The following is a 23,879-nucleotide window of genomic DNA, read 5'->3' on the forward strand; positions in this document are numbered from 1 at the left end:
TATTGCAATATGCTTTTTTATAGATAATTGATTTTAACTATTCAACCGTTACCGACTTGGCAAGGTTTCTTGGTTGATCTACATTTTTTCCTAACATCACTGCGATATGATAAGAAAATAATTGTAATGGAATAGTCGTAAGGAGTGGCGTTAGGGCCTCAAAAGTTTCAGGAATTTCAAACACATGGTCTGCCATACCTTTAACGGATGTATCACCTTGTGTTACTACCGCAATGATTTTACCTTTTCTTGATTTGATCTCCTGGATGTTACTCACTACCTTTTCGTAGTGGCCTTTCTTGGTGGCAATCACGACAACAGGCATCTGTTCATCAATGAGTGCAATAGGACCGTGCTTCATTTCTGCAGCGGGATAACCTTCGGCATGGATGTAGGAAATTTCTTTCAACTTTAAGGCTCCTTCCAGAGCGACTGGAAAATTATATCCTCTACCTAAATAAAGACAATTTTTTGCATTTTTATAGACTTCTGCAACCTGGATAATGTGCTTATTAGACTCCAGGGCTTTTTCAATTTTAGAAGGAATCAATTCCATTTCATTCAAATATAAATGGTAATCAGAATTTGAAATGGATCCTTTAGCTTTACCAAGTTTCAAAGCGATTAAGCTTAGAATAGTAATCTGAGTCGTAAAGGCTTTCGTCGAAGCAACACCTATTTCTGGCCCAGCGTGTGTATAGGCTCCTGCATGAGTTTCTCTGGAAATAGATGAGCCAACTACATTACAAACTCCAAAGACAAATGCGCCATTTTCTTTAGCAAGCTTTATTGCCGCCATCGTATCTGCCGTTTCTCCACTCTGAGAAATGGCGATAACTACGTCATCTTTATTAATAACTGGATTCCTGTATCTGAATTCTGAAGCATATTCTACCTCCACTGGAATTCTGGCAAGATCTTCAAAAATATATTCAGAAACGAGGCCTGCATGCCAGGAAGTTCCACAAGCCACTACAATTATTCGCTTAGCATTCAGGAACTTTTGCAAGTTATCATCGACCCCAGACATTCTAATAATGCCTTGATCGGCCAACATTCTTCCTCTGTAAGTGTCTTTGATGGCACTGGGTTGTTCGTAAATTTCTTTAAGCATGAAATGCTCATAACCCGCTTTTTCAATCTGATCTAAGTTCAGTTGTAATTTCTGGACGTAGGGATCGACTAGTGAATCGTCCTTAATCTTCCTTACTTTTACATCTTTACCAAGTCTAACTACGGCCATTTCACCATCTTCTAGATAAATAGCTTTTTTAGTATATTCAATAAATGGGGATGCATCTGAAGCAATATAATATTCATTATCACCTACACCAATAGCTAATGGGCTCCCTAGTCTAGCGACAACAATTTCATTGGGCTTTGTTTTGTCAAAAACAGCAATAGCATAAGCACCAACTGTTTGGTTTAAAGCAATTTGAACAGCTTTACCTAACTTTACTTCTTCATTGGTCTTAATATCTTCTATAAGGTTGACTAAGACTTCCGTATCTGTATCTGAAGTGAAGGAATAACCCCTATTTTGAAGCTCCTGCTTTAGAGACTCGTAATTTTCTATAATCCCATTATGGATAATTGCTAAATTTCCAGAATTGGAATAATGTGGATGAGAATTAATATCATTGGGCTCGCCATGTGTTGCCCATCTTGTATGACCTATACCTACTGTTCCTTGAAGCGCAATTTCAGATTCGCACTTTTTTTGCAAATCATCAACCTTACCTTTTGTTTTACAAATATTGAGCTCACTACCATTATATATGGCTATACCTGCACTATCATAGCCTCTGTACTCCAGACGCTTTAACCCTTTTAGCACTATTGGATAAGCCTCTTGCTTACCAATATATCCAACAATTCCACACATAATAAAGTATTAGTTAGTTTCAGTATAAATAATTTTTAACTTCATCTTTTTCGTTTCTGTTGCCGAACGATTCCCGTGGATTACAATTCCACGTGGCGTTTCCAGCATACTTTGAGGAACATTTTCAGAAAGACCAAGTTCAGGATCTCTTGTTTTTACTAATGTTGATGCGTCAACATTAGTAGTAACATAAACTCCTAACTTCACATTGGTACTATCCGTTGAATTCTCATTATTGAGTATCGAATTGATATGAGAGGTTAATCGAATTCTATAAAACGGATCTCCGTTTTCGTCCTCACTCAAGGGACCTAAATGAATTACCCTCGAAACCGATGGGTTTCCTTGAACCGCAGATGGATCTCTAACGAAATCTTCTAACACCTGCTCATTCTCGAGATCAAATAAAAATATCCTGTTAATTCTGTTTTTGGAAGATGGCGCTATCTGCTCATTGATGTAAAGGTCTAAACTAGCTTCATTGATGAGCCAATTATTTTCTCTTAATTCTTCAAGTTCATCGGAGACACCATCTCCATCTGAATCTGGTCCAGCAAAAAGCTCGATAACTCCCGAAGAACCCTCTCCTCCTTTTAAGTAAATATTTTCTTCTCCAGCAATAGTATCCTGATTGGTAAGGTCTACATTAAAATTATTTTCATACAAATTAAGCTTAATGCCGTTGAAGTTCAGATTATATTGATTGTAAAGCGTGTCCGATGGGTTTCCAATTGAATCCACCTCTATATTCCTGTAATACATTGTAATGTTTGCATCCTCATTTTGCATATTGAATAAGCTCATGCTAGATACAGGCTGCTGTTGTTCCGCTTCAATTAGAAAGCCTCGCAAAAAGTTATTGAAAGCAGAATTACTTGCTAGAACTTCAGATCCTTCTAGGTCAATAATTTTTTCTTGAAAATAGTCATTAGGCAATTTCAATCTTAACCTTGGTGAAAGGCTTAAAGTGTCTACCTCACCCTGTGAGTTTCTGTCATAAACTGTTACAGGCTCTGTAAGCTCTGTAGGCTTTATTACATCTGAAGTATAAAAAGGAACTGAAGAGATATTAGGCCTGAATTCGTCTAATTGATTACTATAGTAAAGTTGAGCACTATCAAAATCTCCATTTTCACCAGGATCAATATCCCTTAAAAGTTGATTGGATTCATAAAGCTTAACTTTAAAACTTCCTTCTCCATAAACAGAGTCTAGAGCAAATTCATCTTCATTAACAGGGCTACTGTAAAAAGGAAGTGTCATCACCACAGAATCTAAAATGGGGTCCTCACCAAAGCTGGGATTGGTTTGTGATAAATTGACTTGAGTCAGAATCTTGGTTTCAGATAAACCAAAAACAGGATCAGCGTAACGACCTAAAAAGTAATTAGTTCCACCATTAGTTCTTATGGAGTTATGTTTTTCACTATAAGCTATAATATTTTCACTTTCATAAGTAGGTTGTGATTCTATACTGTTGATAAAGTCTGTACCAACTTCAGAAAAATCATTTTCACAAGAAAACAGTAAGACAAGGAGGATCAAAGAAGCCAGGCTTCTTAGTGCGAATTTTGACATAAAATTATTCTTCTTCTTCGTTTAAAATATCTCTTAGATAGAATGTTTGGTACGCATTGGCCATTTCTTCACGCTTAACATGAGGAAGTGTGGGTAGTTTAGAATTTTCCATGTAGACTTTTAAATCCTCAGAAATTTCTTCACTTCCTATCACTAATCCATCAGAGTTGTCTATAGCAACTTTCAAGATGTTGTCGTGAGTAGGATGATCTAGATGAGCTACAGCATCATCTTCAATCCCATCAAACAAAACTTTCTTTTTCATTTCCTCATCTAACGTTCCTTCAAAACTTTGATTGTATAATGACGTCACAATTTTAGCTTCAGAAAATAATGGTTCGTTACCATAATAATGCCTTAAATACATAGGTAACAGAGAAGACATCCAACCATGAACATGAATGATGTCTGGCGACCAGTTTAATTTCTTAACGGTCTCTATAACTCCCTTAGCAAAGAAAATAGCTCTTTCATCATTATCATCAAACAACTCTCCATCTTCATCAGAAAAAGTGGCCTTTCTCTTAAAATAATCTTCATTATCTATAAAATAAACCTGCATTCGCTCTTTTGGAATGGAAGCTACTTTTATGATAAGTGGCATATCTAAATCGTTTATAACGAGATTCATTCCAGACAGTCTTATAACTTCATGAAGTTGATGTCTGCGCTCGTTTATATTACCAAAACGAGGCATAAAAATACGGGTTTGTCCACCCGCTGTATTAATCAATTTTGGAGCCTCAAAGGCCGCTGAAGAAATGTCGTTTTCTGGTAAATAAGGAACTACCTCAGATGAAACGTATAGTATGCGCTTATCTTTCATAAATTTTTACATTAAGTATTAATGGCAAAAAGTTCGCAAATTTATAAAAATTTATGCGGATTCCCGTGAAAATATTAATATTGCAATTTCAAATTAGATACGCAACACGTGGTTATAGATTCAAAATTATCTCTCCAGCAAAGATTAGATGAATTTAGGAAAGAGGGAAAAACAATAGGATTGGTACCCACGATGGGAGCTCTTCATGATGGTCATCTTTCCTTAATAGATTTCGCTTATTCCTATTGTGATAAGGTTGTAGTTAGCATTTTTGTAAATCCTACTCAATTCAATAATGCCTCAGACCTTGAAAAATATCCAAGGGATATAGAAGGGGATGCTAAGTTTTTAACTAACCATCAGCCGGAAACTATCATTTTTACTCCAGAAGTTTCTGAAATATATAATGATAAAGTAGAATCTGAATCTTTTGAATTTGGATCTATTATTCAATATATGGAAGGAGAGTTTAGAACAGGACATTTTGACGGAGTGGGTAGCGTACTGAAGAGACTATTTACTATCACAAAGCCAGACAAGGCATTTTTTGGAGAAAAGGATTTCCAGCAGCTCCAGGTTGTTAAATCCCTGGTCAATATCACAGGACAAGATGTAGAAATCATAGGTTGTCCAACAAGCAGAAATGAATTTGGCTTAGCTCAAAGCTCTAGAAATTTCAGGCTGACCAAACAAGAACTTAAGGAAGCTGAACTAATTCACGAAGCGCTTTCAAAAGCAAAAAACATGTTTGCCTCCAACTCGATAGAAAACATCGAAAACCAAGTCAAAACGATGTTTCAAGAGCATGCTTCCTTTGATTTAGAATACTTTAGTATTGCTAAAGTAAGCGATCTCATTCCTACAAAAACCAAGGAAAGCGGGCAAAAATATAGAGCATTTATAGCAGCCTACCTTGGTGAGGTAAGGTTAATAGACAACATAGCTATCAATTAATTCAACATGCAAATACATCTCGTAAAATCAAAAATTCACCGGGTTACCGTAACAGGTGCAGATCTTAATTATATCGGTAGCATTACCATAGATCAAGATCTGATGGATGCTGCAAACCTTATTGAAGGTGAAAAAATCCAAGTAGTAAATAACTCTAACGGTGAGCGCTTGGAAACTTATGCTATTCCTGGCGAAAGAGGGAGTGGTGAAATCACGCTTAATGGTGCGGCCGCGAGAAAGGTATCTCCAGGCGATATATTAATTTTAATGGCCTATGCGGTCATGACACCCGAAGAAGCAAAAACCTTCAAGCCGAAACTCGTATTTCCTAACGAGAAAAACTTACTTAAGTAAAATCTTCTTATGAATAAAAGCCTGAAAAAATGGATACGTCTTTTAGGGCCAATGGGGTTAGGTATCTTTTTTATCTGGTTTTCACTCTCTAAATTTTCTTCTGAAGAGCTCCAACAATTATGGTTCAATATCAAGAATGTAGATCTCGTTTGGGTCATCATATCCTTTGCCATGGGCATTGCTTCTCACTTATCCAGAGCTTATCGATGGAGGTTTTTACTGGAGCCTGTAGGGATTTTTCCAAAGTTTTATAATGGCTTTTTTTCTTTGATGCTGGGCTATTTAGCCAATTTAGGTATTCCACGCTCTGGGGAGGTTTTAAGAGGAGCTACTCTAGCATCTTATGAGGACGTCAAGTTTGAAAACACCTTTGGTACAATTATAACAGAACGCCTGGTTGACTTAAGTATGCTGCTGATAGTGCTTGGGCTTGCGTCAATCTCACAAAGCGATAAGATTTTTGATTTTTTAAAGGACCAGGATATCAACCCCTTTTTTGGAGGCTTAATTATACTTTGTCTGATTCTACTGCTTATCATCGGCTTTAGAATAGTAAGAAGAAGTCAACTTCCTTTTTTTATGAAAATTAAAAACTTCATGGAAGAGCTTTTTAAAGGCATGAAGAGTGTTTTCACAATGAAAAAAAAAATTTATTTTCTATTGCACTCATTATTGATTTGGGGGCTTTACATCGGAATGTTTTACATTCTCAAATTTGCATTTCCAGACACTCATACCTTAGGCTTTGAAGCCATGATAGTAGCCTTCATCTTTGGAGCTTTCGCCATGTCGGTAACCAACGGTGGAATTGGACTATATCCTGTAGCCATCGGTCTTGCCTTTAATGCTTTTGGTGTTTCTTCCTCAACAGGCGAAGCCTTTGGCTGGGTCATGTGGGGTACACAAACCGGATTAGTGATCATACTAGGAGGCCTGTCTTTCCTTGTATTACCCTTGCTTAACAAAAGATAATAATTTTAGTACATTAGCAAGAAAATCAAAAACTATGAGGTTATTTTTACTTAGCTTTTTATGCCTTTACTTAAGCCAACTTGAAGGTTTTTCCCAGACCCAATACATTGAAGTCAACTCAAAAATTCTAAAACAAACGAGGCAGATTAAGGTTCAGCTGCCCAGAAATTACGACTCTAGCGAAAAAGAATATCCAGTAATTATTGTCTTAGATGGAGATTATTTATTTGAACCTTTTGCTGGGAATACTGACTATTTAAGCTATTGGGAAATCATTCCAGAGTCTATTGTTGTCGGGATAAATCAAGCTGGATACAGAGAGAAAGATGGAAAAATAGACCCTGATAGCGAGCTGCCTGATGCCAGCGGAGCGGATTTTTTTGAATTTATCGGCTATGAGGTCCTAAGCTATATCGAAAATAATTACAGAACGACCCCTTTCGCTATTATCTCAGGTCTCGATTATATGGCTAATTTTTCTAACTTCTTTTTACTTAAAGAAAACCCGCTTTTTAGTGGATATATCAATTTAAGTCCAGATGTGACACCTAAGCTCCCAGAGCGGGTTAAACGAAAATTGGATAAAGTCAATCAAAAAATTTGGTACTATCTAGCTACCGCAGAACGTGATATCCCTGAATTGAAAAACAAAATTAAGACTTTAGATTCTTATCTTTCGATTTGCAATAATCCTAATGTGAGTTATCGTTTTGAGACTTTTGAAAACAAAGATCATTTTAGTTTTGTTTCCAGTGCTATCCCCAACGGACTGCTTTCTATTTTTGAAACCTACGGCCCTATTTCGGATTCTGAATATGAGAATAAATTTCTTTCATCAACCTCACCATCAAACACACTTGAGGATAAATACCTTACCATACAGGAACTTTACGCCATCAAAATTCCTATTCGAAACATCGACTTTTTAAAAACAGCAGATGCTATCGAAGAAAAAGAGCTGTGGGAAGACTATAAAAACCTGAGTAAGCTGGCAAGAAAAGAATCCCCAAACACGGTTTTACACCACTATTTCCTTGGTATGTATTATGAAAAGCTAGGTCAACCTAAACGCGCTATCAAAGAATACCAATCTGCTTACGGCCTCGAGAGTGCAGGTTATTTAAATAGTGATGTATTGCTAGGAAAAGCAGATGAACTCAATGCAACATTCGGATACTAAAATTTATGGCTAAAACTAAAACTACATTTTTCTGTCAAAATTGTGGCGCTCAATATGCTAAGTGGCAAGGCCAATGCAATGCCTGCAAAGAATGGAACACTCTGGTAGAAGAAGTGATAGACACAAAGCCGGAAAAAACATGGAAACCTGCTAGCTCTAATTCACCAAAACGCATATCCAAACCTCAACGCATTAATGAGATCAAAATCGGAAAGGAAATTAGAATTCCTACCTCCAATCAGGAATTCAATCGTGTGCTTGGTGGTGGTATTGTACCAGGAAGTATAACTCTTTTAGGTGGCGAACCAGGGGTAGGAAAAAGTACCCTTCTACTTCAGTTGTCGCTCAGTTTTAAGCACAAAGTGTTGTATGTTTCTGGTGAAGAAAGTCAGCAACAAATCAAGATGCGGGCAGAACGCATCCAAAAGGAAGAATCCAATTGCTATATTCTATCAGAAACTAAAACTCAGCTTATTTTTTCGCAAATCGAATCGCTGGAGCCTGAGATATTAATTGTAGACTCTATTCAAACCCTACATACCGATTATGTGGAAAGTTCTCCTGGTAGCGTCTCCCAAATTCGGGAATGTACCTCAGAGCTCATCAAATATGCCAAAGAAACCAATGTACCGATTATACTTATAGGTCACATCAATAAAGAAGGAAGTATTGCTGGCCCCAAAGTTTTGGAACATATGGTGGATACGGTTCTTCAGTTTGAGGGTGACAAAAACTACGCCTATAGAATTTTAAGAGCGCATAAAAATAGATTTGGGTCCACCCACGAACTCGGCATTTATGAAATGCAGGAAGGAGGTCTGGTAGAAGTTTCCAACCCGTCAGATTTATTGATTTCCAAAACCGACACTCACTTAAGTGGAACTGCCATTGCGGCCACTTTGGAAGGGATGCGCCCCATGATGATAGAGATTCAAGCTTTAGTAAGCTCAGCGGTGTATGGTACCCCTCAGCGCTCTGCCACAGGCTATAACCTCAAGCGGCTTAACATGATTCTGGCGGTACTGGAGAAACGCGCAGGTTTTCGCTTGGGTGCCAAAGATGTATTCCTCAACATCACGGGAGGCATTAGTATAGACGATCCTGCCATCGATTTAGCTGTGGTGGCTGCCATCCTTTCCTCTAGCGAAGATGCATCTATTCCCAAGGACATTTGTTTTGCAGCAGAAGTAGGTTTAGCAGGCGAAATACGACCTGTAACACGGGTAGAACAACGGGTAATGGAAGCCGAAAAACTGGGCTTTGCCAGCATACTCATTTCCAAGCAAAGCAAATTACCCAAAGAGAACTATAAGATCAATGTGATTCGCGTTGCCAAAATTGAAGATGTCGTGGATGCTCTCTTTTAGGTTTTTGTTGAATTTGCTCCCGTTTCCTTTTAAGTTTAACGATACATTGCTTAACGGTATAAGTTAGTTTAATGAGCAGGGACGGGTTTTCGTTGGAAATACTGAAGGTTTTGGAGAAGATTTTAAATTAAGATGAAATATAGATCTCTTGTCTCTGTATTTCCTTAGAGATCACCAGCATAACATTGTCATTCTACTCGTAGCGCAGAGGAGTGAAGAATCTCTTTCCTGCAAAATCTATTGACTTATAGTTAAAAACAACCTACCAGTCCCAATCTACATCATCGACTTCAGTTGGTGTTCAAAACCAAAGTGGATGCTTAAGAGTGCCAAAAAGCTTTAAGAAATGTATCTTGAGGCATTAAGTTTAGCGAACACATATTCAACGTAAAATTGTTCACTACCAATAGATAAGCCATTTTTTAAATTGTACTGAAGACCTCACAGTCCCCAAAGCTTTGGGAATTTTAAGATCTAAAATTTAATTTAAACCAAAGGCAAAAAACAACTTTTCTTTAAGAATTTAACGCTAAGTTCATTCCAGATTTTCATGAGACTAGAGGTCAATTTAGATAAATTACTTATTTTCGCAAATCATTTGAAAAATAGCAAAAATGAGCAAGAAATTTCCTGAATATAAGGGACTTGACCTCCCAAAGGTAGCAGAAGACATCATGAGTTTTTGGGATGAAAATGCCATTTTCGATAAAAGTATGGATGAGCGCGAAGGGGCAGAGCCTTTCATTTTCTTCGAAGGCCCGCCATCTGCTAATGGAATGCCAGGGATTCACCATGTCATGGCTCGAAGCATCAAGGATATTTTTTGTCGCTATAAAACTCAAAAGGGATTTCAAGTGAAGCGTAAAGCAGGCTGGGATACTCACGGCCTACCGGTAGAGCTAAAAGTTGAAAAAGAACTCGGCATTACCAAAGAAGACATCGGGACCAAAATCTCCATAGAAGATTATAATAAAGCCTGTAAAGAGGCCGTCATGCGTTACACCGATGTATGGAACGATCTGACCAAAAAAATAGGCTATTGGGTGGATATGGAAAATCCTTATATCACCTACAAGTCCAAATACATGGAAACCGTTTGGTGGCTATTGTCTGAAATCTATAAAAAAGATTTAGTTTATAAAGGCTACACTATACAACCTTACTCTCCAAAGGCCGGCACGGGATTGAGCTCTCATGAGTTAAATCAGCCTGGAACCTACCAGGATGTTTCAGACACAACGGTGACTGCTCAGTTTAAAGCCATCAAAGAGACGCTTCCAGAACAGCTTCAGTCCATCGATGGTGAGGTGTTCTTTTTAGCCTGGACCACTACGCCGTGGACCTTGCCTAGTAACACCGCTTTAACCGTTGGTAAAAAGATAGATTATGTCGTAGTTAAAACTTACAACCAGTACACTTTCGAACCTATCAATGTCATTGCTGCTAAAGTTTTAATTCCTTCTTTGTTCAAAAAGAAGTTTGTGAAAACAGAGTCTGAAGAAGAGCTTAAGGCTTATCAAGAAGGTGATAAAAAGATCCCATACTTCATAAAAGATGAATTTATGGGAGAGAGCCTTATCGAGTCCAGATATGAACAACTCTTTCAGTTTGCTCAACCCTATCATACTCCAGAAAATGCCTTTAGAGTGATTGCTGGAGATTTTGTCACGACAGAAGATGGAACAGGAATTGTACACACGGCTCCCACTTTTGGAGCAGACGATGCTATGGTCTGTAAACAGGCTCAACCTGAAGTTCCCGGTCTGCTTGTAAAAGATGACAATGATAACCTTGTGCCTCTTGTTGATCTAAAAGGTAGATTTAGAAAGGAAGTAGGCCCTTATGCTGGCAAATACGTCAAGAACGAGTACTACGAAGAGGGCGAAGCTCCAGAAAAATCTGTAGATGTAGAACTGGCGATTCAGCTTAAAGAAGAAAACAGAGCCTTTTTGGTAGAAAAATACGTTCATTCCTACCCTAACTGCTGGAGAACAGACAAACCGATTTTATATTATCCATTAGACTCATGGTTTATCAAAGTCACTGAGTTTAAGGACAGAATGCATGAACTTAACAAAACCATCAACTGGAAGCCTGCGGCAACCGGTGAAGGACGCTTTGGCAACTGGCTGGCCAATGCCAATGACTGGAACCTGTCCAGATCCCGCTATTGGGGTATCCCCTTACCAATTTGGCGAACTGAAGATGGTAAAGAAGAAATTATTATAGGCTCAATTAAAGAGCTGAAACATGAAATACATAAAGCTGTAGAAGCTGGAGTCATGACTCAAGACCCCTTTGAAAGTTTTGAAGTGGATAACTACAGTGAAGAGAATTATGATAAGGTCGATCTTCATAAGAACACTGTTGATCAGATCACCTTAGTCTCAGCTACAGGTCAACCCATGAAACGTGAAGCAGACCTGATTGATGTTTGGTTTGATTCTGGCTCTATGCCCTATGCCCAATGGCACTATCCTTTTGAGAATAAGGAAAAAGTCGAAACTACCTGGAGGTCTGCCGACTTTATTGCAGAGGGTGTCGACCAGACCAGAGGATGGTTTTACACGCTTCATGCCATAGCGACTATGACTTTTGACGATGTCGCCTATAAAAACGTGGTCTCCAATGGACTGGTTTTAGATAAAAACGGTCAAAAGATGTCTAAACGTTTGGGCAATGCAGCCGATCCATTTGAAACTTTAAAAACCTATGGACCTGATGCTACTCGATGGTATATGATCTCGAATGCTAACCCGTGGGATAATTTAAAGTTTGATCTGGAAGGTATTGGCGAGGTTCAACGAAAATTTTTTGGGACTCTTTACAATACCTATTCATTCTTTTCGATGTATGCCAATCTGGATCAGTTTCAGTACAGAGAAGCTGATATTGAAAAAGAAAAGCGACCTGAAATCGATAGATGGATTCTTTCAGAGCTAAACACTTTAATTAAATCAGTAGATGAGTTTTACGCTAGTTATGAGCCAACAAAGGCAACTAGAGCAATCTCCGATTTTGTTCAGGAAAATATGAGTAATTGGTACGTGAGATTAAGCAGAAGACGATTTTGGAAAGGCGATTACAAAACCGATAAAATATCGGCATACCAGACCTTATTCACCTGCCTTAAGACCATAGCGCAACTTTCTGCTCCTGTAGCGCCTTTTTTCTCGGACCGTCTTTTTAGAGATTTAACATCAACCAGTGTGGGGGATCAAAAAGAGAGCGTACATTTGGCCGATTTCCCAGAGCAAAATGCAGCTTTAATCGATAAAGAGCTGGAGCATAAGATGCAGATGGCACAAACTATCTCATCGCTAGCTTTATCATTAAGGAAAAAAGAAATGATAAAAGTTAGACAGCCGCTGGAGCGCATAATGATTCCAGTTTTGGATAACTCTATAAAGGAACAAATTGCAGAGGTGGCAGAATTGATAAAATCTGAGATCAACGTTAAAGGAATCGAATTTATTGATGACACCTCTGGAATTCTTGTGAAGGACATCAAACCTAATTTTAAAGTTTTAGGACCGAGGTTTGGGAAAAATATGAAGTATGTTGCTCAAGCCATTCAAAAGATGGAACCAAAAGATATTGCAGAACTTGAAAAAAACAATTCTATATCCTTAGAAGTTGATGGGGAATCTATCCAAATCAGTCTAAAAGAAGTAGAAATTTTATCTCAAGACATTGAAGGCTGGCTCGTGGCTACTGGAAATGGTTTAACTGTAGCTTTAGATGTGACGCTCAACGAGGAGCTAGTTAACGAAGGAATCGCCAGAGAGCTTGTGAACAGAATACAGAATCTAAGAAAAGATTCTGATTTGGAGGTCACCGATAGAATTAATGTGGAACTGCAAGAAAGTGATGTGCTATCTAAGGCTGTTCTTCAGAATCTTGACTATATTAAAACAGAAACACTAACTAATACTATTAATTTAACTTCGAACGTTAAAGACGGAATACAGATAGAATTTGATGATGTTAATACCGTCTTAGCAATTGAAAAACAAAACTAAAATGACAGACAAAACAACAACTAGTAAAGAACGTTACTCTGATGAAGATTTAGCTGAGTTCAAAAAATTGATTCTTGATAAAATTGAAAAGGCTCAAAAACAATTAGAACTTTATGAGGATGCTTACAGGAATGGAAGCAGTAACGACACAGAAGATACAGCTCCTACGTTTAAGTCTTTTGATGATGGTAGCAACACCTTAAGTAAGGAAGCTAATTCACAATTAGCCATTAGACAAGGTAAATTTATACGTGATCTTAAAAATGCTTTAATAAGAATCGAGAATAAAACCTATGGAATATGTCGTGATACAGGCAAACTTATTCGTAAAGAAAGGTTGATCCTTGTTCCTCATGCTACTCTGAGTATTGAAGCTAAAAACAAACAGAAATAAAATTTAAACTCCCTTTTGAGGGAGTTTTTTGATTAATCAATAGCTCTAAAACTTCTAAATCATTTACAGAAGCTTTTTGTGACTATGCCTTTTATGTTGGGTTTAAAGCAGATTTTACAAACTGTTTAAATAGTGATGGTCTTGTAATAGGTTATGTTTGCCAAGATGAAAAAAATTGAAAGCTGTCCGATTTGCGACTCAAGTAAGATTAAACACTTTATAACCACCTCAGCTCAGATGCATCCTGATAAGGAGGCTTTTAAGTTTGACCAATGTGAAAATTGTAAGTATGTTTTTCTAAATCCAAAAGTCGATCCTAATCAATTAGAAGCCTACTACACAGAATATTATCTTCCTTACCGTGGTCCAGAAGCCTGGGGGAAATTTAAAAAGCTTGTCGATGGAAGCTTTAAGAAATTAGATTCTAGAAAACTGAACACAGTAAAACATTCTCAACCTCTAACCCAAGATTCTTTGGTCTTAGATATTGGCTGTGGTCAACCCAGTTTTTTGAAGCTGTGCCAAGAGAAAGAAGGTTGCAGGACCTTAGGTCTTGATTTTTCTGATAATGGCTGGAGAAAGCATAATGGAAAATACGAATCATTAAGTCTTCAAGTAGGCGAAATTTCAGATCTGTCCCAAAATCTAAAGCCAGATGTCATTACCATGTGGCATTATTTAGAACACGATTACACTCCTCTTGAAAACTTGAAATATTTAAGGTCTATATCTAAATCTACCACCAAGCTTATCATTGAGGTTCCTAATTTTGATTCCTCCAGTAGAAAGAAATTTGGCCAGCATTGGGCAGGATGGCATACTCCGAGACATCCTTCATTATTCTCTCACTACAACCTTGAATTACTACTCAAAAAAAGTAATTGGAAAGTAGAACAGAATCTCAATTACGGAACTATGGACCCATACCTTATCTACTGGATGAGTAAAATGGAAAAAAGAGGAATAGAATGGGATAAAAACATGGAAAAAGAAATTGTACCATTCATCACCGGAATGATAAGCTTTTTGCCTAAACGAATCTTAGAAAAAAAATTGTCTCTTGGCGTAATGACCATTATAGCTACTCCAATTGCTTCATAAATAGTTTTTACCACTTGGTAAAAGAATTTCTGGAGAGCATCGCATTATAATACTTTACCTGTCCGGTAACTTCCTCTCCCAGCCAATCGGGTTTAGTGAAGTGTTCGTCTTCAGAATTGAGTTCGATTTCAGCGATGATTAAGCCTTCATTTTCTCCATAGAACTCATCGACTTCATAAGTATGTTTATCTACAGATACATAATATCTTGTCTTTAGGATTTTCCCAGGCTCACATAGCCTTAATAAGTCTAGAGCTTCTTGCGTTGAAATTTCTTTTTCCCATTCGAATCTGGAAGTCCCAGAAGCTGAACTTTTACCTTTAATAGTTAAAAAACCCTGTTCATCAGTAAGACGAACTCTCACCGTTCTCATTTTATCCGAATTCAAAAAACCCTGAGATATTTTTGATTGCTTAAATGCTTGCTTTTTGAAGTCCTTCGAATTAACCAAAAATTTCCGTTCAATTTCAAGCATTACAAAGACACCTTATTACTTATAGTTTTGGCGAGAGCTTTAAACTCTTCTTCAGTAAAAGATTCTTTTTTTTCAAAACGCATATCGTCCATACTTTGTAAAGGAATGAGGTGTACATGCACGTGAGGCACTTCCAAACCAACTACTGCCATTCCAATTCGTTTACAATCTATAGAAGACTCAAGGCCATGAGCTACCTTTTTGGAGAAACTCATCAATTCCAGATAGGTTTCCTCATCTAAATCGAATAGTTTATTTTCTTCTTTCTTAGGGATGCATAAGGTGTGACCTTTAGCATTAGGATTTATGTCTAGAAACGCTAGAAAATTATCGGTTTCAGCGACTTTATAAGAAGGAATTTCTCCTGAAATAATTTTAGTAAAAAGGGTAGCCATAGTTTAGAATTTATTTTGTTGTTCGAGTTCAGTCTGGAATTCTTCCATCACTGGTCTTACTGTACTTTCTGGAATATCTTCAATTCGAATGTACATCAATCCATCTACAGAATTATTGAAAAGCGGATCTACATTAAAGGCCACCACTTTGGCATTTTGCTTGATATATTTTTTGATCAGCACTGGTAACCTTAGATTATCGGGCTCAATTTCATCGATGATCTTATCAAATTTAGTGAGGTCTGCTTTAGTGGCATCAAAAACAAAGTCTTTATCCGAATCTTTGAGTTTTATTTTAAATTCCTTTTTCGGTCTTACAAACTGTGCGACATAAGGATCATAGTAATTGGATTTCATAAATTCAATCATCATCGATTTAGAAAAATTTGAAAACTTATTACTAATACTTACTCCCCCAATAAGATACTTGTGCTCAGGATACCTTAGCGTACAATGTACAATGCCTTTCCAGAGTAAAAACAATGGCATTGGTTTTTGTTGATAGTCTGTGGTGATAAACGCACGTCCCATTTCAATAGATTCACTTAGCATTTTATTGAGTTCTGGTTCAAAACGAAACAATTCGTTTAAATAAAACCCTTCAATACCGTGCGCCTTAAAAATATTTTGGCCTAGACCCATTCGGTAAGCACCAGCAATTTTATTAGCCTGATTATCCCAAAGAAACATATGTTGATAGTAATCATCATAGGTATCTAAGTCCAGTGATTTGTTAGTGCCTTCGCCCACGGATCTAAAGGTTATTTCTCGGAGCCTGCCAAGCTCAAGAACGATATTAGGGATATGTTTTCGCTCAGCAATGAATACTTCATAGTTATTACTTACCAGAAGCCGTCTACTTTCATCCCGACATCCTTGTACTTCCTTTTGGAGTGCCTCTGTTGAGATTTCGTCTGCTATGGATTTGGGTTGCCTTTTAATCGGAAACTTAATCTGCTTAGGGAAATGTTCTAAAAGCTTCTTTGTCTCATAAGAATTGGCCAGGAAATAGGTCTTTTGCCTTAAAAAATTGGAATACTCTTCCAAATTATCATACGCATCTTGATCTTTTAAGGGGATTGAATTTCCAATTCTGACCCCAATTGTTCTATGCCCTTGTTTTAACATCTCCCCGGGAAGCTTTGCCGTCCTCAAGGTCTCATTTAGTTTAGCCAATCTATAAAATGAAGCTGAGTTTTTAGCATGAAAATAGACGGGAATTACAGGCACCTTTACTTTTTTGATTAGGCGAATTGCTTCTAAAGACCAGGGGCGATCTACTACCTTTCTGTTCTCCACATGGGTAGATACCTCTCCTGCAGGAAATACTCCAAAAGGAGAGCCTGATTTAATATGAGACAAAGCCTGTTTAATCCCACCAACACTTGACTTTGCATCCTTTCTGGTTTCAAAAGGGTTTACTGGCATAACATAAGGCTTCAAGGGCTCGAGCCGATGCAACAGAAAATTAGCCACCACTTTATAATCTGGGCGCTGCTCTATAAGAAGTTTCAAAAGTATTAGGCCGTCAACAGCTCCCAGTGGGTGGTTAGAAACAGTCACAAAGGGGCCAGACTTTGGAATACGTTTGAAGTCTTTTTCAGGAATTTCAAAATGAACATCAAGATGCAGTAATACAGCATTGATAAACTCTAAACCGTCCAGATGAGCATATTGATCATAGATGTCATTAAGCTCAGAAATTCTGGTAGTTTGCATGATGAAACTTCCCATAACATTACCCAGAATACCAAATTTTGATAAATTGAGACCGTTGGCAATTTCAGCAGCCGTGATAAACCCCATACTAGTATTTTAAGGAGTAAATATACTAAAGTTTAGGATTTTGTTTCAAATTGTAGAAGTAAGTCTGCAAGAGATATTTTTAAACCTAAGATTGATTTTGCTTCAAAAGATCTCTAATTTCAGCAAGCAACTGTATGTCTTTAGGCGTCACTTCTGTGGGATTGGTTTCGTCTTCAGCCTTACTTCGAAGTTTATTGATGGCCTTAATTACTAAGAAAATAGTAAGCGCAATCACTATAAAATCGATAGTATGTTTCAGGAAGGATCCAAAACCTAATACAACTGAAGTTTGATTTGCTGTTTCTGGTCTCATTACAACCACTAAATCTTCAAAGTTGATAGAGCCTGTGACATAGCTAAAAAGTGGCATTAAGAGATCGCCTACCAATGAATCAACAATGGTACTGAAAGCTGTTCCAATAATGATTCCAATGGCCATATCGAACATATTGCCTTTAACGGCAAACTCTTTGAATTCTTTGATTATTTTCATCGTATTTGGATTAGTTTATCCATGTTCTAGGCAATATGAATTTCAAAAGGCATTTCGAACGTTTGAGGCTTATTGTTCGAATCTTTATTCTCTAAACGTTGAATAAGTAATTCTGCTGCCTTCTCACCAATTTTCATGGCTTTTTGATCGATGTAATTGATTCTAGGATAGCTCAGTAAGGCATTTTTTTCATCTGAAAACCCAATGAGCATGATATCTTTCATCAGTTGTGGGCTTTCTGACTTGACTATGCTTTGAAACATCAATGATGAGGTATTATCTGCAGAGATGACGGCATCAAATTCGTGTAAAGATATAAAGGTCTTGATCAAATCATGAGGATGTTGAGAACCCGTTAAGTTCAAAACAAGTTCCGGGTCTGGTTCCAGCCCGTGTTCAATAAGCGCTTGTTGGTAACCTTCTTTACGAAGTTGACCGATGGAAAGGTCTTCAATATTACTTACAAAGGCAATATTAGTTTTTTGTTTGGATATCAAAATGCGAGTGGCATCGTAAATGGATTTTTGATCATTAATTACGACTTTATCACAATCGATTTCTGAAGTCGTTCTATCAAATAATACCAGTCCTTTTTTATTAAGATTGATTTGATCTAAATGTGAATATTCCTGTGTAGAGAGCGTTTCTGATGATAAAGAAATGATAAATCCGTCAACACGACCCTGAAGCATCAATTCAACACTTTTAGCTTCTTTTTTAAGCTGTTCATGACTTACGCAAATAATGGTATCGTAACCTTTAGTTGTGGCATACTCTTCAATCCCATGCAATACTTTAGCAAAAAAAGAATTCAAAATATCGGGGACCACAACACCTATCGTATTAGTCTTATTTACTTTTAAAGCCAGAGCCGTTTTATTAGGCCTGTAATTGTATAGCTCTGCAGCTTCTTTGATACGCTTTTTGGTATCTTCTCCAATATCTTTAGCATCATGAAGAGCTTTGGAAACCGTAGAGACCGAAACATTGAGTTGCTTAGCAAGTTCTTTTAATGTAATCATAGTAATTAAAAAAGCGTATGCTTGAATAACTCAAACATACGCTATTTGTATAAAGATTAAAATTTATTCCTTGATTAATTTGATCGTTCTGGTTTGATCAAATTCATTAGAAATTTTGGCTAAATAAACACCACTTGATAAATCATTAGCGTTGATTGATGCTTCAGAAGCGTTAACATTGACTTCTTTTACCAAACGTCCGGTAATGTTATAAACTTCAACCTTCTGAATGTTCTCAGAGGTTCTGATGTTCCAAACATCTTGAGTTGGGTTAGGGTAAGCTTTAAATTCTGCTTGACTAAATGAATCGTTGCTTAAAGTAGAATTCTGAGTTAAAAGAATATTGTCTATGTATACTGTTCCAGCATTATCGACACTTTGTTGAAATGGATCAACTTTCCATTGGAATAGAACTGTATCGTCAAAACCTAGATTAGTAAAATAAGACATTGGAATTTCAACTTTAGTCCATTCTCCTGATACTAAAGCTTCATTAGTTCCAATTTCATAATTAAATTCTTCAATAGCACCAGATTGATTGTCAATTAAAACAAATCTAAATCCAGTTAATGTAGCATTATCTTCAGCCCAATAATCAAATGATACAAAATCATAAGCTGAAACATCATCTGGACCTCCTTCACCCTGACCATATCCACCAGCTCCAAAATTGAATTGATATGCAATATTTTCTGCTGCAGACTCATCTAAATCTGGCTGATTTACTAGACCTCCTCCAAAGTCATAAGCGATAGGAAAAACCGTGCTGTAGCCGTTTGTATCGTTGTAAATACTATAAGTTTCTGCATCAGGAGCTGTTGGTACAGGGGCAGGTCCATCTGGTACAGGAGTTACTGGAGCTTCTACAGAGATTCCTGATATATTATCCACATAAAACACCCTGTCATCTGGTGTTCCGAATCCATTTGTATTGGAATCCCAATTGTAATAGATTACAAAAGCACCATATTCACCGTCTGCAGTTGTAGTATTATCAAAACCATCATCAAATGTGAATGATAAAGTTTCCCAACCACTACCAGAATGACTTGCGGAAGTAGTTGAATCTGGAGCACCATCAACACCAGCAACCACTTTCGGTGCTATTGTTATTGGTTCCAAAGAATATACATCCATTTCCATACTTTTATCAGTGGTCAATTCCACCTGAATACCAGAGAAAAAGAAAATGTTGATACCTTGAAAAACTTGGCCTCCAGGATCTGAAGTCAATTCTGCTACTTGTCCTCTAGTTCCTCCTGTCTCAGGATCGGGAACAAGTGCTGCAGAAGCACCACCAAAAGGACCACCTAACCCATCTTCTTCAAAATCTTGAATAATCTCTTGTTGAGCAAATCCAAATGTCACCATTAGCAACATCATAAATAAAGTAGTAATTTTTGTCATAATATTAATTTTAAGGTTACAAATTTTAATTACTGATAAAAATAAATATAAATTTCTATTAATTTGACAAATAATACCAATACAAAAAACATACAAAAATGTAAAAGCAGATCTTAACTATTAATTTCGCTTTAAGACGGAGAGTATCAATAAAATAAGGCCTGTGCAAAAAATAGTGTATGGGTGATGTATTGTTTGTTGAAATAACATATTACCAGTGTCTAGTATTTCAATTTTTCGTTTTTATCCCAAATTCCCCAATAAGCGCCAACAATACCTTCATCTCCAACCTTCCAGGATTCATCAAACGATGAAAAATAGAAACTTTCAATGCCTGCCTTTTTACACCAGTTTTGTGTATTAATAAAAAACTTTAAGAAATTCTCATCTGAAGGCTGGGCAGCTCCTAAATTTTCACCCTTACTCGGCCAGCCAGTTTCTGTAATAATTACTTTTTTACCATTAGCTGCACTGAGAGCTTGTCCATACATCTGCTGCATATGAGCTAGGGAGTAATCAATATGACAACTTTCCCAAAAGGGATAACAATTAGAAAGTATAACGTCGCATAATTCTGTAAGGTCGGGATGAACGGTAAATTCGTAATAGGCGTCAACATACCCAACTGGAATATGGTTTGGAACTTCAGTTCTTACCTCTCTTAAATGGTCTTTCAAGTCTTCTAAAGGAATGTCATCTCTATACAGTACTTCATTTCCTACTGCTGCAATATCTACCAGTCCTTTGTTGGCTAATTCAATAAGAGCGTTGAGTTCCTCTCTGTTCTTTTCAGGGTCATCTCCTATCCAGGCTCCAACAAGTGTTTTAATGCCTAGTTCTTTAGCCACTTTTGGTACAAATTCATTTCCTTCAATACAAGAAAAAGAACGCACCCATTTGATATGAGGTTTTAAGATGTTCAACCGTCTTCTTACTTGCTCTTCTGTGATATGATCTCCAGGTTCTTGTCCATCTTCATACATACTAAAGCAAATACCATGAATGCTCTCTTTAAGAATGGCATTAAGCATGGCTGCCAAATCTTCTTTACTAGCTTGTCCTGGGATAAAATCATGATGTTCCAGGGAGGCCAAGAAATCTTGTTGACGTTCAGTTAAAAGTTGTTCTTTTCTATAAGACATAGTAATTAGTTAATATTTTAATTTTTCATTTTTATCCCATAACCCCCAACGCTGCCCTACATCACCTTCATGATGAATTTTCCAGGACTCGTCGAAAGATGAAAAGTAGAATACATTTATATTTTCCTTATCAGCCCAATGATTCACATTGATGAAGTACTTCATGGCATTTGTTTTTGAGGGTTTGGCATCCTCTGTAGATTCGCCATCATTTGGCCATCCTGTTTCAGAAATGATCACTGGTTTTCCATCAGCTTGCTGAAGTACAAGATTATACATATAACGCAGATAAGCTGTAGCTACTTCAATATCTGCCCCTTCCCAGAACGGATAACAATTAATCAAGAGCAAATCGCAGGCTTTGATAAGTTCCGGATACTGATCAAAAATATAGTAGGAATCGATGTAGGTAACCGGTATATGAGAAGGAAGTTTTTCTTTGACGGTTTGAATGAAGGCTAGAACTTCAGCTTCTGATAATTCATTTCTCAAAAGAACTTCATTTCCAACAACAGCAATATCCACCATACCTTCATTAGCTAGTTTAACTAAGTTGTTGACCTCTGCGTTGTTTTTAGACTTATCATTGCTAATCCAAGCTCCAACTACAGTCTTTAGGCCATACTGCTTTGCAATTTTTGGAATGTATTCATTTCCATTAGTACAGGAAAATGATCTCACCCATTTGGTATAGGGTTCTATGATTTTCATCCTTCTGCTTATCTGTTTTTCAGAAAGGACATCATTGAGATCTTGTCCCTCTTCATAAGGGCTAAAACAAATGCCATGCAAGCCTTTGTTTAAATAGGATTTAAACAATTTCGAAATATCATGATTAGATTTAGTTGAAAAATCTAAATCGTATTTCAAGTCAGGTTTAAGACCTAAAGATGCCATTGGGAAGGACGCCTGGCCCAAATATCCACTTGAAGATAAAACTTTTGGTTTTACTTTTCTTCGTTCTAGTTCTTTGCCAATCTCACGGACTCGATCCTCGTCTAATTTATATCCCCACATCACCATAAAAGCTAAAGCGGCTGTTCCAGCAGGAACAATAATATCGGCGATTCTCAGATTATTCATAGTCTCTAACGTCTGTATTGGGGCATCTGGATTAAAGCCAACAATGCTTAAAATCACACCTCCCAAAACCAAAGCGATAGATTGACCGATTTTTACCATCAACCAGTAAATAGCTCCAAAAGTCCCTTCTTTCCTAGGCAATCCATTTTCAAGTTCATCCAAATCACAAACATCTGCAGTCATAGACATCATCAATGTGAATAAACCACCCATACCAAAGGCAAACAATGGAATAGGAACGAAGATGAGCCAGGGTACTCCATCCTCTATATTAATGGTAAACCAGGAGGCTCCTATGCTATCCAAATATGGATTTAGAAAATTAAACACCTTCCCAAGACCAGCAGTTAAGGATTCACCAAGGGCTGTCTCGTTAAATTTTGCATTTAATTCTAAATCAAACCCCCACCACTTCAATACATAACCAACAATCGATAAAAAAGTGGATAACAAAAAGGCCTTACGCTTACCGATTTTAGTAGCAATTTTTGAGATTATCGGTATGACAATGAAGGCTGTAATAATAGCGTTTATAGTATTGAACCAGGCAGGCCAAGTTCCTGCGGTATCATAACTACCATTGTACATGTAAAAGACAATGATGAAGACACCAAAGGCCGCCACCAATTGAAATCCATTAAATACTAAAAATGTAGCCCCGCAAAGTTTCATGAAAGGCTTGTTTTTGGAGACCTGAACAATACCTTGGTATAATTTTTTTAGATTTTTTGCTAAGGCTTTGAAACTGATACGTTCCCTGTTCTCCATATTCCCAGCATCCATTCCTTTGCAGAACAAGGCTGGTAATACTCCAAAAAGAATGGTCATTGCTCCTACTATAAGCGCCATCGTCCGGACACCTTCTTGTTTAGTGTTAAACGTTTCAGCGTCTGGAATAATCACATACAACCAGGGTACGATCATCCATGCGATTTGACCCATTGTATTGGAAAAAGCCATCAATCGGGTACGCTCGTGATAGTCTGGGGTCATTTCATAACCCAAACCAACTAAAGGAGTTGCAAACATGGTATTACCGATCAAAAATAAAAGTTGAAGGACCATGACATGCCAGATGATATAAGTCTGAGAAGCATTATCATCGAGTTGCCACATCAAGAAGAATAGTATACCACTTAGAATAGAGCCAAAGAAAATATAAGGCCGTCGTCTCCCATATTTGGATTTTGTATTATCGGTAATAAATCCCATGATGGGATCCGTAAAGGCGTCAAATATTCTCGGTAATCCGCCTAATAAACCAGCCCATAAAGGATCAACTCCCCAGGCCGTAAGTAAAAAAAACTGAATAAAAACGCCAAGTGTACCTGGCAATACATTTAAAATAAAATGTCCTGCACCAAAGGCCGCTTTTTGACCTACTGGTACTTTATCTTTTTCTGGAGTTTTAATATCAGCCATA

Annotated in this window: 19 protein-coding genes; 8 read left to right on the forward strand and 11 right to left on the reverse strand. The window is 37.3% G+C overall.

The window, feature by feature from the left end; translation table 11 throughout:
• Positions 1-37: 37 nt before the first annotated feature.
• Genes glmS through F598_RS0100430 form a run of 3 tightly spaced genes read right to left on the reverse strand, consistent with a single transcriptional unit; the run spans position 38 to position 4,289 of the window.
• Entirely contained in the window at positions 38-1,885 is a 1,848-nt protein-coding gene (glmS, locus tag F598_RS0100420; protein WP_019037030.1) for a glutamine--fructose-6-phosphate transaminase (isomerizing), read from the reverse strand.
• A gap of 9 nt (positions 1,886-1,894) precedes the next feature.
• Positions 1,895-3,463, reverse strand: coding sequence for a BamH family beta-barrel-assembly machinery protein (gene bamH / locus F598_RS0100425; RefSeq protein ID WP_019037031.1), 1,569 nt, complete (start codon positions 3,461-3,463; stop codon positions 1,895-1,897).
• A gap of 4 nt (positions 3,464-3,467) precedes the next feature.
• Positions 3,468-4,289: a glycogen/starch synthase gene (locus tag F598_RS0100430; RefSeq protein WP_019037032.1), complete on the reverse strand. Its 822-nt coding sequence runs from the start codon at positions 4,287-4,289 to the stop codon at positions 3,468-3,470.
• Between the two features lie 108 nt (positions 4,290-4,397).
• Here F598_RS0100430 and panC point away from each other — a divergent pair, with 108 nt between their 5' ends.
• From panC to F598_RS0100470, 8 genes are all read left to right on the forward strand, one after another.
• Positions 4,398-5,243, forward strand: coding sequence for a pantoate--beta-alanine ligase (panC, locus tag F598_RS0100435; protein WP_019037033.1), 846 nt, complete (start codon positions 4,398-4,400; stop codon positions 5,241-5,243).
• 6 nt (positions 5,244-5,249) lie between these two features.
• Positions 5,250-5,597 (forward strand): aspartate 1-decarboxylase, encoded by a 348-nt coding sequence (gene panD / locus F598_RS0100440; protein WP_019037034.1) that lies wholly within the window; start codon positions 5,250-5,252, stop codon positions 5,595-5,597.
• Between the two features lie 9 nt (positions 5,598-5,606).
• The gene (locus F598_RS0100445) at positions 5,607-6,569 is read left to right on the forward strand and encodes a lysylphosphatidylglycerol synthase transmembrane domain-containing protein (RefSeq protein WP_026302420.1); all 963 of its coding nucleotides are present in this window, start codon (positions 5,607-5,609) and stop codon (positions 6,567-6,569) included.
• A 34-nt stretch (positions 6,570-6,603) separates the two neighbouring features.
• Positions 6,604-7,749, forward strand: coding sequence for an alpha/beta hydrolase (locus tag F598_RS0100450; RefSeq protein WP_019037036.1), 1,146 nt, complete (start codon positions 6,604-6,606; stop codon positions 7,747-7,749).
• A gap of 5 nt (positions 7,750-7,754) precedes the next feature.
• Entirely contained in the window at positions 7,755-9,116 is a 1,362-nt protein-coding gene (gene radA, locus F598_RS0100455) for a DNA repair protein RadA (protein ID WP_019037037.1), read from the forward strand.
• A gap of 614 nt (positions 9,117-9,730) precedes the next feature.
• Positions 9,731-13,138, forward strand: a complete 3,408-nt coding sequence (gene ileS, locus F598_RS0100460) for an isoleucine--tRNA ligase (RefSeq protein ID WP_019037038.1) — start codon at positions 9,731-9,733, stop codon at positions 13,136-13,138.
• Between the two features lies 1 nt (position 13,139).
• Complete coding sequence (locus F598_RS0100465; RefSeq protein ID WP_026302421.1) at positions 13,140-13,532, forward strand: TraR/DksA family transcriptional regulator; 393 nt, start codon at positions 13,140-13,142, stop codon at positions 13,530-13,532.
• 165 nt (positions 13,533-13,697) lie between these two features.
• Positions 13,698-14,633, forward strand: a complete 936-nt coding sequence (locus tag F598_RS0100470; RefSeq protein ID WP_026302422.1) for a class I SAM-dependent methyltransferase — start codon at positions 13,698-13,700, stop codon at positions 14,631-14,633.
• Positions 14,634-14,640: 7 nt separating this feature from the next.
• On the opposite strand, the gene F598_RS0100475 is transcribed toward F598_RS0100470, so the two are convergent.
• The 8 genes from F598_RS0100475 to F598_RS0100510 all read right to left on the reverse strand — a co-directional run bounded on the left by F598_RS0100475 (position 14,641) and on the right by F598_RS0100510 (position 23,878).
• Positions 14,641-15,108: a CYTH domain-containing protein gene (locus F598_RS0100475; RefSeq protein WP_019037041.1), complete on the reverse strand. Its 468-nt coding sequence runs from the start codon at positions 15,106-15,108 to the stop codon at positions 14,641-14,643.
• A complete protein-coding gene (locus F598_RS0100480; protein WP_019037042.1) occupies positions 15,108-15,503 on the reverse strand; it encodes an HIT family protein in 396 nt (131 codons plus the stop codon). The genes F598_RS0100475 and F598_RS0100480 overlap by 1 nt, the downstream gene beginning before the upstream one ends.
• 3 nt (positions 15,504-15,506) lie before the next feature.
• The gene (locus F598_RS0100485; RefSeq protein WP_019037043.1) at positions 15,507-17,309 is read right to left on the reverse strand and encodes a GNAT family N-acyltransferase; all 1,803 of its coding nucleotides are present in this window, start codon (positions 17,307-17,309) and stop codon (positions 15,507-15,509) included.
• 85 nt (positions 17,310-17,394) lie between these two features.
• A complete protein-coding gene (gene mscL, locus F598_RS0100490) occupies positions 17,395-17,802 on the reverse strand; it encodes a large-conductance mechanosensitive channel protein MscL (protein WP_019037044.1) in 408 nt (135 codons plus the stop codon).
• A 26-nt stretch (positions 17,803-17,828) separates the two neighbouring features.
• Positions 17,829-18,824: a LacI family DNA-binding transcriptional regulator gene (locus F598_RS0100495; protein WP_019037045.1), complete on the reverse strand. Its 996-nt coding sequence runs from the start codon at positions 18,822-18,824 to the stop codon at positions 17,829-17,831.
• Between the two features lie 63 nt (positions 18,825-18,887).
• On the reverse strand, positions 18,888-20,231 hold the full coding sequence (locus F598_RS0100500; RefSeq protein WP_019037046.1) for a T9SS type A sorting domain-containing protein: 1,344 nt from the start codon (positions 20,229-20,231) through the stop codon (positions 18,888-18,890).
• A gap of 221 nt (positions 20,232-20,452) precedes the next feature.
• Entirely contained in the window at positions 20,453-21,373 is a 921-nt protein-coding gene (locus F598_RS0100505) for a glycoside hydrolase family 17 protein (protein WP_019037047.1), read from the reverse strand.
• A 9-nt stretch (positions 21,374-21,382) separates the two neighbouring features.
• Positions 21,383-23,878, reverse strand: a complete 2,496-nt coding sequence (locus tag F598_RS0100510) for an MFS transporter (RefSeq protein ID WP_019037048.1) — start codon at positions 23,876-23,878, stop codon at positions 21,383-21,385.
• Between the last annotated feature and the right edge of the window lies 1 nt (position 23,879).

This window comes from Psychroflexus tropicus DSM 15496 (assembly GCF_000378765.1).
GTDB classification, from domain to species: Bacteria; Bacteroidota; Bacteroidia; order Flavobacteriales; family Flavobacteriaceae; genus Psychroflexus; species Psychroflexus tropicus.

Excerpts from the sequence above, each read along its gene's own strand:
- glmS (WP_019037030.1), bottom strand. The coding sequence starts at position 1,885 with ATGTGTGGAATTGTTGGATATATTGGTAAGCAAGAGGCTTATCCAATA.
- F598_RS0100500 (WP_019037046.1), bottom strand. The coding sequence starts at position 20,231 with ATGACAAAAATTACTACTTTATTTATGATGTTGCTAATGGTGACATTT.
- F598_RS0100465 (WP_026302421.1), top strand. The coding sequence starts at position 13,140 with ATGACAGACAAAACAACAACTAGTAAAGAACGTTACTCTGATGAAGAT.
- ileS (WP_019037038.1), top strand. The coding sequence starts at position 9,731 with ATGAGCAAGAAATTTCCTGAATATAAGGGACTTGACCTCCCAAAGGTA.
- F598_RS0100470 (WP_026302422.1), top strand. The coding sequence starts at position 13,698 with ATGAAAAAAATTGAAAGCTGTCCGATTTGCGACTCAAGTAAGATTAAA.
- panD (WP_019037034.1), top strand. The coding sequence starts at position 5,250 with ATGCAAATACATCTCGTAAAATCAAAAATTCACCGGGTTACCGTAACA.
- F598_RS0100505 (WP_019037047.1), bottom strand. The coding sequence starts at position 21,373 with ATGTCTTATAGAAAAGAACAACTTTTAACTGAACGTCAACAAGATTTC.
- radA (WP_019037037.1), top strand. The coding sequence starts at position 7,755 with ATGGCTAAAACTAAAACTACATTTTTCTGTCAAAATTGTGGCGCTCAA.
- F598_RS0100450 (WP_019037036.1), top strand. The coding sequence starts at position 6,604 with ATGAGGTTATTTTTACTTAGCTTTTTATGCCTTTACTTAAGCCAACTT.
- F598_RS0100445 (WP_026302420.1), top strand. The coding sequence starts at position 5,607 with ATGAATAAAAGCCTGAAAAAATGGATACGTCTTTTAGGGCCAATGGGG.
- F598_RS0100485 (WP_019037043.1), bottom strand. The coding sequence starts at position 17,309 with ATGGGGTTTATCACGGCTGCTGAAATTGCCAACGGTCTCAATTTATCA.
- F598_RS0100475 (WP_019037041.1), bottom strand. The coding sequence starts at position 15,108 with ATGCTTGAAATTGAACGGAAATTTTTGGTTAATTCGAAGGACTTCAAA.
- bamH (WP_019037031.1), bottom strand. The coding sequence starts at position 3,463 with ATGTCAAAATTCGCACTAAGAAGCCTGGCTTCTTTGATCCTCCTTGTC.
- F598_RS0100495 (WP_019037045.1), bottom strand. The coding sequence starts at position 18,824 with ATGATTACATTAAAAGAACTTGCTAAGCAACTCAATGTTTCGGTCTCT.
- mscL (WP_019037044.1), bottom strand. The coding sequence starts at position 17,802 with ATGAAAATAATCAAAGAATTCAAAGAGTTTGCCGTTAAAGGCAATATG.
- F598_RS0100510 (WP_019037048.1), bottom strand. The coding sequence starts at position 23,878 with ATGGCTGATATTAAAACTCCAGAAAAAGATAAAGTACCAGTAGGTCAA.
- F598_RS0100430 (WP_019037032.1), bottom strand. The coding sequence starts at position 4,289 with ATGAAAGATAAGCGCATACTATACGTTTCATCTGAGGTAGTTCCTTAT.
- F598_RS0100480 (WP_019037042.1), bottom strand. The coding sequence starts at position 15,503 with ATGGCTACCCTTTTTACTAAAATTATTTCAGGAGAAATTCCTTCTTAT.